General features: G+C 59.6%; 8 protein-coding genes and 1 tRNA gene. 1 reads left to right on the top strand and 8 read right to left on the bottom strand.

Translation table 11 applies throughout. The features are described from left to right. Positions 1 to 181 precede the first annotated feature (181 nt). From DW49_RS0115895 to DW49_RS0115875, 5 genes are all read right to left on the bottom strand, one after another. Positions 182 to 685: a cupin domain-containing protein gene (locus tag DW49_RS0115895; protein WP_005617035.1), complete on the bottom strand. Its 504-nt coding sequence runs from the start codon at positions 683 to 685 to the stop codon at positions 182 to 184. 120 nt (positions 686 to 805) lie between these two features. Next, on the bottom strand, positions 806 to 1,405 hold the full coding sequence (locus DW49_RS0115890; protein ID WP_024419785.1) for a hypothetical protein: 600 nt from the start codon (positions 1,403 to 1,405) through the stop codon (positions 806 to 808). Between the two features lie 64 nt (positions 1,406 to 1,469). Further along, on the bottom strand, positions 1,470 to 1,763 hold the full coding sequence (locus tag DW49_RS0115885) for a hypothetical protein (RefSeq protein WP_005617037.1): 294 nt from the start codon (positions 1,761 to 1,763) through the stop codon (positions 1,470 to 1,472). Positions 1,764 to 2,100: 337 nt separating this feature from the next. Next, positions 2,101 to 2,190, bottom strand: a tRNA-Ser gene (locus DW49_RS0115880). Positions 2,191 to 2,367: 177 nt separating this feature from the next. Further along, positions 2,368 to 3,117, bottom strand: coding sequence for a 3-oxoacyl-ACP reductase family protein (locus DW49_RS0115875; RefSeq protein ID WP_005617038.1), 750 nt, complete (start codon positions 3,115 to 3,117; stop codon positions 2,368 to 2,370). A gap of 112 nt (positions 3,118 to 3,229) precedes the next feature. Here DW49_RS0115875 and DW49_RS0115870 point away from each other — a divergent pair, with 112 nt between their 5' ends. Then, a complete protein-coding gene (locus DW49_RS0115870; RefSeq protein ID WP_005617039.1) occupies positions 3,230 to 3,796 on the top strand; it encodes a cysteine hydrolase family protein in 567 nt (188 codons plus the stop codon). A gap of 7 nt (positions 3,797 to 3,803) precedes the next feature. Here the strand turns inward: DW49_RS0115870 and DW49_RS0115865 are convergent, their stop codons facing one another. The 3 genes from DW49_RS0115865 to mfd all read right to left on the bottom strand — a co-directional run bounded on the left by DW49_RS0115865 (position 3,804) and on the right by mfd (position 10,623). Continuing rightward, positions 3,804 to 6,560: a DEAD/DEAH box helicase gene (locus DW49_RS0115865; protein ID WP_005617041.1), complete on the bottom strand. Its 2,757-nt coding sequence runs from the start codon at positions 6,558 to 6,560 to the stop codon at positions 3,804 to 3,806. 74 nt (positions 6,561 to 6,634) lie between these two features. Further along, positions 6,635 to 7,159 carry a CsiV family protein gene (locus DW49_RS0115860; protein WP_003383100.1) on the bottom strand — a complete coding sequence of 175 codons (525 nt, stop codon included), beginning with the start codon at positions 7,157 to 7,159 and terminating at the stop codon, positions 6,635 to 6,637. A gap of 11 nt (positions 7,160 to 7,170) precedes the next feature. After that, positions 7,171 to 10,623: a transcription-repair coupling factor gene (gene mfd / locus DW49_RS0115855; RefSeq protein ID WP_005617044.1), complete on the bottom strand. Its 3,453-nt coding sequence runs from the start codon at positions 10,621 to 10,623 to the stop codon at positions 7,171 to 7,173. Positions 10,624 to 10,732: the final 109 nt, after the last annotated feature.

Here is a 10,732-nt window from a genome sequence, read left to right as displayed (position 1 = left end):
TGCGCTCCGACTGCCTGTCCAAGTGGACGTGGGGCAGGTGTCCAAGTGAGCTTGGAATGAGTGTCCAAATGATCGTGGGCTGAGTGTCCAAGTGTCGTGGAATCCGCAAATTGAGTTAACAATAAACCCGCGAACGTGAAAAAAGCGTGAACTGCCGGATACAATTTTCAAACAAATGAAATCAGGGTTCGCCGTCCCAGTAATCGACGTTTTCAGTGGTCCGCTGGTTGGAGGTGAACACGCGTGCCCCGTTGGCTGAAACCATCGCCTGATACTTGCCGGAGTCCGGGTATTCACACACCTCGGGCGTCTCCCGCGTGCTGATCGACAGGTACTTCAGCGGTGCCTGTGACGTGTTGATGATCTGATGGGGGTATTCAGGACCCGCCGGAATAAACAGGACGTCGCCCGTCTTGATCGGAAGCATCTCGCCGGCAACACGCAAACTGCCTTCGCCCTCGATGATCACGAACATTTCTTCCTGAGCGTGATGGAAATGATAAGGGCATGAGCGCTTGCCGGGCGCGACGACGTCGATGGAAGCCCCAAGCTTGTGTGCCACAGTCCCGGTGCCGAGGCGCGCTGCTGTGCTTTCATACAGCGGCTCACGAACTTCATGTTCGAGTGACGCTTCATTGAAATTGCGGATCAGACGAGACGCCAGTTCACGTGCGCGGTCATTCATTAGGGTGAAGGCTCTGGGGTAGTTCAGGAGAGGGTACTTTAGACCAGTGAAGGCAGGGGTGATTTTCCAGAGTAGTCAGCACACCGTCAGTAGGCCTGGGTCGTCTCGATGTGGCGGTGACTAAGACCGTTGTGCCCTGATTGCCTCAAGCAAGGCCTTGGTCTCATCAGATCCAGCCTTTACCTCCTCCATGAGGTTTTTCACGTCTTGTGCATTAGCCGCTTGCTCGTACCCGGATTGAAAGATTGAACCGGCGCTGCCAATAATCGTGGAGTTCGCACCCCAGAGGCCTAAAACGGTTGCAACCCCGATCGCGAGAGTCGCCAGAACGGTGTTTCGGTTAGAGCTTTTCACTTCCTTGAGAAGCTCGGGCAGAATGGTTGAAAAGCCAGCGATGGTGGTCGAAAAACCAGCAAGGGTGTTTGAAAAACCATCGACCTTGCTGCTTACCTGCTCGAAGGAAGCATTGATTGCATCAAGCTTTGCATCCATCAGGCGATTTGTCGCTTCAAAACGCTCCGAGTAAAGCCTGTCGCGCGCCTCTTGCTCACGGCGGTAGGCTTCATGCTCGCGCGCCGCCCACTCGTACCTCTGAAGCTCCGCTTGCTCCATTCGATCAATACGCTTGTCCATCCTGTTCTCGATGGCAGAGAGCGTATCCTTCATCTCATTGCGCGTGATCTCGGTCATGACTGGAGTATCTCCCTTCGGGGTCTTCATGTCAGCTCTTGTAATCGACAGCCGTGGCGAGGGCAGATGGTTTCTTGTGAATATGAGACCGCACTCACTCATCGGCAGACGTCTCTGCGTCTTTCAGTAGCCAGTTGCCTATGAACCTGGCCGAATGAGCACGCTGCATGCCGCAGTTGTTGCACATAAGCATGACGGATTCCTGTGTCATCCCCGATTGGGTCAGCACGACCTCTGAGTGCTCGAACGAGCCGACAGGTATTTCCCAGGACTGCGCGCTGCACGATGCGCACGCACTCATTGCCTTGACCCCTTTCAAAAACCGGATCACGTCATCAAAAAACAATTTGGGCGCATCTGCATCGAGCATCCGTTCATCCACAGGCATACATAAATCCTTTTGAATCCTTTAATTCCATTACAGCGCGGGGGTATCTCTGCCCTGCGACCGTCGTGACCTTCCGGGGAATGATTATGGCCAAACTCCATGGTTTATGAAGGGGCCACTTTTCGACGCGATGTTGCTGGTTCTGCGCTGGGTTGGCGTAGGCAGCCTGGAATGTAGGTCGTAGAGAGGTCGCTTTGACTGCGATTTTTTTGGAGGGGGTGGGGCAGAAATGGTAGCGCTGTCCCATATCGATCCCACGGCCATTTTTTCAGACCCCAGAAACCACAAAACCCCTGAAATTCTTCAATGAATTCAGGGGTTTAGCGTGTTTCAAATATGGCGGTGAAGGAGGGATTCGAACCCTCGATACAATTTCTTGTATACACACTTTCCAGGCGTGCTCCTTAAGCCACTCGGACACCTCACCGTATCTCGACGACACGTTGTGTCTGTCGAGGCGCGCTAATGTAGTCGAAAGCTTTTCCTAACGCAAAACTTTTTTTCAGATTTTTCATGTGGTTAAGCAAATAAATGCTTATTCGCCAGCAAAAAGCCCTGGCAGGCGATGCGGCCCTTGTGTGCAGGGCCGCTTGCCATAGGTGGTTCAGGCGCTGAAGCCGCCGTCGATCGTCAGGCTGGCGCCGGTTATGTAGCCCGCTTCCGGGCCTGCGAGGTAGGCGACGAAGCTGGCGATTTCCTCGCTTTTGCCGTAGCGGGGGAGTGCCATCAGCGCTTTCAGGCTTTCGGCGAATTCGCCGTGTTCCGGGTTCATGTCGGTGTCGACCGGGCCGGGCTGGACGTTGTTGACGGTGATGCCTTGCGGGCCTAGGTCGCGGGCCATGCCTTTGGTGAGGCCGATCAGCGCCGATTTGCTCATGGCGTAGGTAGCGCCGCCTGCAAAGGGCATGCGGTCGGCGTTGGTGCTGCCAATGTTGATGATGCGACCGCCTTCTTCCATATGCCGGGCGGCTTCCTGGCTGGCGATAAACACGCTGCGCACGTTGATGGCCAGGGTTTTGTCGAAGTCCTGCATGCTGAACTCGTTGAGCGGTGCGATGGCCAGCACGCCGGCGTTGTTGACCAGAATGTCCAGCCTGCCCAGGGTTTCGGCGGTGGTCTGCACGGCCTCGCGGATGGCTTTCTCATCGGCGCTGTCTGCGCGAATGGCCAGTGCCCGTCCGCCATTGGCATTGATGCTGTCCTGAATCTCCAGTGCGTTGACTTCAGAGTTCACGTAGGTAAACGCGACGGCCGCGCCTTCCTTGGCCAGGCGGTTGACGATGGCTGCGCCAATGCCCCGAGAGCCGCCTTGCACCAAAGCGACTTTGCCAGCGAGTTTGAGGTGTTCGATCATGATGTTCTCCGTTGGGCAGGTCTCGGACAGGCCAGAAGCCGTCTACGATTGCGACCAGAATAGACCCTGATTGCGATAGTCTCCCTGAACCAAACGTTCGGACTGATTCGTCATGGATATTCAAAGCAACAGCGCGTTGATCCTGATCGACATGCAGCAGGGCATCAATCACCCCAAACTGGGGCGGCGTAACAACCCTCAGGCCGAGGCGAATATAGGCGCGCTGCTGGATGCCTGGCGACAATCCGGGCGGCCGGTGATTCACGTCCGGCATTTCTCGACCTCGCCCCAATCGGTGTTCTGGCCCGAGCAGTCGGGTGTCGAGTATCAACCTGCGTTCGTGCCGCACGCCGATGAACGGGAGCTGAGCAAGCAGGTGCCTGACGCGTTTTGCGGGTCGTTTCTGGAAATGTGGCTGCGGTCCGACGGGATCAGGCAGGTGGTCATTGTCGGGGTGATTACCAACAATTCTGTCGAGTCCACCGCGCGCAGCGGCGGCAATCTCGGGTTTGAAGTGGTGGTGGCGCATGACGCCTGTTTTACCTTCGACCAGAAGGATTTCTTCGGCACGCCGCGCAGTGCCGAAGACGTGCATGCGATGTCGCTGGCCAACCTGCACGGCGAATACGCCACGGTCCTGTCCTGCGTGCAGGTTCTCCAGCACGCTGCCGCCCACTAAACTCAGCTCACTTGCGGGTCTTCTTTGGCGCGGCAGGCAAGGGCGCGAACAGGGCCTGCAGGTCTTCATCGCGCAGCTTCCAGTCGCCGGTGGTACGGCCATCCAGTACGCCGGCTGCCAGCGCGGATTTTTCCCGTTGCAGGCGCTGGATTTTCTCTTCCACGGTGCCGCGCGCGATCATCTTGTAAACGAACACCGGCTTGTCCTGGCCGATGCGGTAGGCGCGGTCGGTCGCCTGATTTTCCGCTGCCGGGTTCCACCATGGGTCGTAGTGGATCACGGTGTCGGCCGCGGTCAGGTTGAGGCCCGTACCACCGGCTTTCAGGCTGATCAGGAAGATCGGCAGCTTGCCGCTCTGGAAATCGTGAATCGGCGTGCGTCGGTCGCGGGTCGAGCCGGTCAGCAGGGCATAGGCAATGCCGCGCTGTTTCAGTTCTTCTTCGATCAGGCTCAGCATTGAGGTGAACTGCGAGAACAGCAGTATCTTGCGGCCCTCGGCCAGCAGTTCTTCGAACATTTCCATCAGGCTGTTGAGCTTGCCTGACGTGCCTTGTTTGCTGTTGACCGGCATGTCGTGGTTGACCAGCCGCAGGTCGCAGCACACCTGACGCAGCTTGAGCAGCGCCTCGAGAATGATGATCTGGCTACGCGCCACGCCCTTGCGGGTGATCTCGTCCCTGACCTTCTTGTCCATCGCCAGGCGCACGGTTTCGTACACATCGCGCTGGGCGTCGTTGAGGTCGACCCAGTGAATGATTTCGGTCTTGGGCGGCAGCTCGGTGGCGACCTGTTCCTTGGTGCGGCGCAGCAGGAACGGCTTGATGCGCGCATTGAGGTGATGCAGGCGGTCCTGATTGCCGTGCTTTTCAATGGCCGTGCGGTAGTTGCTGTTGAATTCCTTGCTGTTGCCCAGCCAGCCGGGCATCAGGAAGTGGAACAGCGACCACAGCTCGCCCAGGTGGTTTTCCAGCGGCGTACCGCTCAGGCACAGGCGCTGACGGGCAGTGAGGTTGCGCGCGGCCTGCGCGGCCTTGCTGTTGGGGTTCTTGATGTACTGCGCTTCATCGAGAATCAGTACATGCAGCGGCTGCTTTTCGAGCATCTCCATGTCCCGGGGCAGCAGCGCGTAAGTGGTCAGGATCAGGTCGTAATCCTGCAGATTGCCCGCGTCCTGATGGCGATTGGCGCCATACAGCGCCAGCACCTTGAGGTCCGGGGTGAAGTGCTCGGCTTCATCCAGCCAGTTGGGAATCAGGCTGGTCGGCATGACGACCAGCGCAGGGCGGTCGAGGCGTCCGGCCTGTTTTTCCATCAGCAGGTGAGCCAGGGTCTGCAGGGTCTTGCCCAGGCCCATGTCATCGGCCAGCACGCCGCCGACTTCCAGCTCGCGCAACGACTGCATCCAGCTCAGGCCTTCCAGCTGATACGGGCGCAGCGTGGCATTCAGGCCGTCGGGCAGGTTGACCGGCGCGTCCTTGATGTTGATCAGGCGCTCGGCGAAGTGGCGCAGGCGGTCGCCGCCCTGCCAGGTGAGTGGCAGGTCTTCGAGTTGGGTCAGGCGCGCCGCATCGGCCTTGCTCATGCGCAGCGCGTTGTTGCCGTCCTGCCGCCAGTAGAAGTCACCCAATGTCGCCAGTACCGGCTTGAGCCGGCCGTACGGCAGGGCGATCTGCACCGGGCTACCGCCGCTCTGGGTGAAGTGGTTGAGCTGGACCAGCAGTTGTTCTTCATCACCGCGCTTGGCCACCGCCGACGGGCTCATCAGTTCGGGATGGCTGCGGATCAGGTTGATCAGGATCGGCAGCAGGCTCAGGCGTTCGCCGTTGACGATGATGCCCAGCTCCAGGTCGAACCAGTCGCGTTCGGTCTCTTCGTCGATGACTGCATACCAGTCATCTACCGGCGTGACGTCAAAGCCGAATTCTTCCTGAATCTCGATTTCCCAGCCCTGTTCGCGCAATCGTGGCAGGTCATCGAGCACAAAATGCAGCCAGGCCTTGTCGTTGGGCAACTCGTACATGTCGCCCGCGCTGTCAGGCAGCGCCTTGCTCTGCCGGGTGGCGACCTTGAAGCCCAGGTCGGCAAGCTCCTGACGCAGCTGCCGCTCTTTTTCGCCCTGACGACGTATGCGCAGGGTCTCGGTTTCGGTGTGTTCAATGATGTCGCTTTTCTGGTTGACCAGATCACTGCCCAGCGAGCTGACCAGAATGCTCACGTTGGTGGTACCGACGGCGTAATGCTTGCCATAGGCGAAGGCAAGCGCGGCGCGATGTTGAATATGCCGCTGCATGCGCCCGTTACGTGGCTCGTAGGCGCTGAACTCGATGCTGGCCAGAATCAACCTGGGGCGCGGTTGCAGATCATCGATCAGGCGTTCCGGCAGCCGGGGCTTTTGCGCGATCTGCTGCTCGACGTGCTGCTCTGTTTCGCGCTGATGCGAACTCAGCGCGGCTTGCAGCAGTGGCCGGTTTTGCGGGTCCTTTAGAAACAGCAACGCCGCCACGCAGTGCTTGCAGTCGTTGCGTACCGGGCAGGTGCATTTGCAGGTCAGGTAATTCTTGTAGCGATCCGGGTCCTTGAACAGCAGGGTCTGGGTATAGATTTCAAGGCCCGAGCCCCGGCACGCGGTGCGGATGATCTGCGGGCTGGAGTCTTCCAGCACGATGCGTTTTTGCCGGGCGTAGTCGCGCCCCCGCTCAAGCGTTCGATCGTTGAATAAGTCTGTCCAGGCCGAAGCCAGGACTTTTTCGAGAATGGACGACAAGTTTTAAAAGGCCCTACGCCGCAGCGATGCTCAAAAGAAAGGGAGCGCTGTAGCGCCCCTTGCGTACGTAAAGATCAAAGAGGAGAAACTTTGATCAGCAACGCGAGGTTGCCATTGTCCAGATAGGTCAGTTCGCCGTTTTTTACCCTGGCGGTCTGCTTCAATCGCTCACTGCTGATGACCACGCCATGCGGGTCCAGCTGGTTGACCCAGAATTGTGCATCAATATCGGTAAAACGTGCCATCGCCAGGCTCACGGTGCCCTCGATGGGGAAATGCCCGAGCTTCTCTTCACCGCTGCTGACCGCCATTTTGCCTGGCTCGGTGCTGATGGTCTGTTGCCAGGCGCGCTGCATCAGCACTTGATAATTGCCGCTGCCTTGCAGTTTGCTCGCCAGATCATTCAGTGCCGGGCTGCGCTCGTTGCTCGAATCGATCCGCTGCGCGCCCTTGTCCCAGTTTTCCGGGGCAAGCTGGCGGGTCGAGGCCGGCTCGCCGTTTTGACGAAACAGCAGTATTTCGACCTGATACGAGCCGTCGGCGAACGCGGTCGGCGCGACCAGCGTCAGCAGCAGGATCAATGAACGAAACAGACGCATGCGTGAATCCTTCAGGCAGTTTTCGGGGTCAGGCGCTCAAACAGCGCTTCGATCGTGTTGAAGCGCTCTTCAGGGCGCTCCATGGGCACCATGAATTTGAACAGCGTGGCACCTTCGAACTTGTAGCGGTTGGGCTGGCTCTGGATCAGTTTGATCAGGGTCAACGGATCGACCGGGGTTTCGGTCGCGAACTCGATACGCCCACCCTGCGGCCCGCCGTCGACTTTCTTGATGCCCAGTTGTTCGGCTTGCAGTTTGAGCAGGGTAATGCGCACCAGATTCTTGGTCGGCTCCGGCAGCAAGCCGAAGCGGTCGATCATTTCGACTTGCAGGTCTTTCAAGGCGTCCTCGTCAGCGGCGTTGGCAATGCGCTTGTAGAGAATCAGGCGCGTATGCACATCCGGCAGATAGGCTTCCGGGATCAGCGCCGGCACGCGCAGGTTGATTTCCGGCCCGCCGCCCAGCGGCTGATCAAGGTTAGGCTGTTCGCCTTTGCGGATCGACTTGACCGCGCGCTCGAGCATTTCCATGTACAGCGTGAAGCCCACGGCCTGAATCTGGCCGCTCTGGCCGTCGCCGAGCAGTTCGCCAGCACCGCGTATTTCCAGGTCGTTGGTGGCGAGCACGAAGCCCGCGCCGAGGTCCTGGGTGTTGGCAATCGCTTCCAGACGCTTTTCGGCGTCGGAGGTAATCTGTTTGCGTGGCGGTGTCAGCAGGTAGGCATAAGCCTGGTGGTGACTGCGCCCGACGCGTCCGCGCAGTTGGTGCAATTGCGCCAGGCCGAACTTGTCGGCACGTTCGATGATGATGGTGTTGGCGCTCGGCACGTCGATGCCGGTCTCGATGATGGTCGAGGCGATCAGCACGTTGAAGCGCTTGTGGTAGAAATCGCTCATCACCTGCTCGAGGTCGCGTTCACGCATCTGGCCGTGACCAATGCCGATGCGGGCTTCCGGCACCAGTTCGGCCAGGTCCGCCGCGCATTTTTCGATGGTCTTGACGTCGTTGTGCAGGTAGTAGACCTGCCCGCCGCGCAACAACTCGCGCAACAGGGCTTCTTTGATGGTCGGCTTGTTTTGCTCCATGACGAAGGTGCGCACCGACAGCCTGCGCGCCGGTGGCGTGGCGATGATCGACAGATCACGCATGCCCGACACGGCCATGTTCAGGGTGCGCGGGATCGGCGTTGCCGTCAGGGTCAGAATGTCGACCTCGCTGCGCAGCGCCTTGAGCTGTTCTTTCTGGCGGACACCGAAACGGTGTTCTTCGTCGATGATCACCAGGCCGAGGTTTTTGATCTTCACGTCATCCTGCAACAGCTTGTGCGTGCCGATGACGATGTCGATCTTGCCTTCGGCCAGGTTGGCGACGGCTGCGCTGACTTCCTTGGCCGACTTGAAGCGGCTCATGACTTCGACCGTCACCGGCCAGTCGGCAAAGCGGTCGCGGAAGCTGTTGTAGTGCTGTTGGGCGAGCAGGGTGGTTGGCACCAGAATCGCGACCTGACGCCCGCCGTGCACGGCAATGAATGCGGCGCGCATGGCCACTTCGGTCTTGCCGAAGCCCACGTCGCCGCACACCAGGCGGTCCATCGGCCGGGGCGCGAGCATGTCGGCGCGCACGGCTTCGATGGTGGTCTGCTGATCCGGGGTTTCTTCGAACGGGAAACCCGCGCTGAAGGTGGCGTAATCGGCTTTCGGGTCGGCAAACGCATAGCCTTCGCGGGCTGCACGGCGAGCGTAGATGTCGAGCAGTTCGGCTGCCACGTCGCGAACCTGTTCGGCGGCCTTGCGTTTGGCCTTCTGCCAGGTTTCCGAGCCCAGGCGATGCAGCGGCGCCATTTCGTCGTCGCTGCCGGTGTAGCGGGCGATCAGGTGCAGGTTGGCGACCGGGACGTACAGCTTGGCGTCCTCGGCGTAGGCCAGCATCAGGAATTCGGCGACCTGATTTTCGACTTCAAGCGTGGCCAGGCCCAGGTAGCGTCCGACACCGTGATCGATGTGCACCACCGGCGCGCCTTCGCGCAGTTCGGTCAGGTTCTTGATGACGGCGTCGTTATTACCGCCATCGGTGCGTTTCTCGCGACGGCGGCGCTGCATGACGCGCTGGCCGAACAGCGGGCTTTCCGCGACCAGTGCCAGCGCCGGTTGGTCCAGCAGCAGGCCTTCGTCCAGCGGCGCAATGGTGATTGCCAGGCGATCCTTGCCCTCGACGAAGTCCAGCCAGCTGTCGACGGTTTTCGGTCGCAGTTTCAGACGTTCGAGCAGTTCCAGCAGCACTTCCCGGCGTCCTGCGGACTCGGCGGTGAACAGCACGCGACCGGGAAAATCATCCAGAAACTTTGCCAGCGCTGCCAACGGCTGAGTGGCCTTGGCTTCAATCGAAAGGTCCGGCAGGGCCTGGGCCGGGAAGCGCTCGCGTCCGGCTCCAGCGTCGACATCCTGCTGGCTGGCCACCACGCGCGGCCAGTTTTTCAGGCGTGCAAAGCAGTCTTCCACCGGCAGGAACAGCTCGGCCGGGGGTAGCAGCGGCCGGGCTGGATCGACGCGGCGTTCTTCGTAGCGGTTGCGCACGTCGTTCCAGAAATTCTCGGCGGCCTGCTCGATGCCCGGCAGGGAAAACACCTGAGTGTCCTGCGGCAGGTAATCGAACAGGGTCGAGGTTTCTTCGAAGAACAGCGGGATGTAGTACTCGATACCGGCTGGCGTGATACCGCTGCTCAAGTCCTGGAAGATCGGGCTGCGCCGGAAGTCCACGTCGAAGCGTTCGCGGAATCGCGCCTTGAAACGGGTGACTTCTTCTTTCTGTAACGGGAATTCACGGGCCGGCAGCAGGCGTACCGACTCGACCTTGTCGATGGAGCGCTGAGTGTCCGGGTCGAAGGTGCGCAGGGTTTCGATTTCATCGTCGAACAGATCGATGCGAAACGGCAGCTTGCTGCCCATCGGGAACAGGTCGATCAACGCACCGCGCACGGTGAACTCGCCGTGCTCGTAAACCGTATCCACATAACGATAACCGCTGGCTTCCAGACGTGTGCGCATGGCGTTCACGTCGAGCTTCTGGCCGACGTCCAGCACCAGGCTGCTGCCGAGCAGAAATTTGGTCGGCGCGAGTCTGTGTAGGGCAGTGGTGATCGGTACTACCAAAACGCCATGCTCCAGCTCCGGCAGGCGATAAAGGCTGGCGATGCGCTGGGAAATGATGTCCTGGTGCGGCGAAAACAGATCGTAGGGCAGGGTTTCCCAGTCCGGGAAGTGCAGAACCGGCAGCGTGGGCGCAAAAAACTTCAGCTCTTGCTCAAGCCGCTCGGCGCTCTGGCTGTCGGCGGTCAAAAGCAGGGTGAAGCGCTTGGCCGCGCTGGCGGCCTCGGCAATGGCCAGGCTCAGTGCGGCACCGGGAAGATTGCCCCAGTGTTGTTTGCCTGCAGCGGCAGAAAGAAGCGGTAGACGCAGAACTGGCACGGAAGGTCAGGCTCCAGGCGTTGCGACAGGGGCGGCGATTGTAACGGGGGAAGGTGGTGGCTGTCAGTTTTCCGCAGTATTACCACGTATTTACGGGCAAAAATTATGT

Source organism: Pseudomonas avellanae BPIC 631 (assembly GCF_000444135.1).
Classification (GTDB): Bacteria; Pseudomonadota; Gammaproteobacteria; order Pseudomonadales; family Pseudomonadaceae; genus Aquipseudomonas; species Aquipseudomonas avellanae.
Note: the sequence above shows the minus strand (reverse complement) of the source record. Positions and strands in the feature narration are given on the sequence as shown.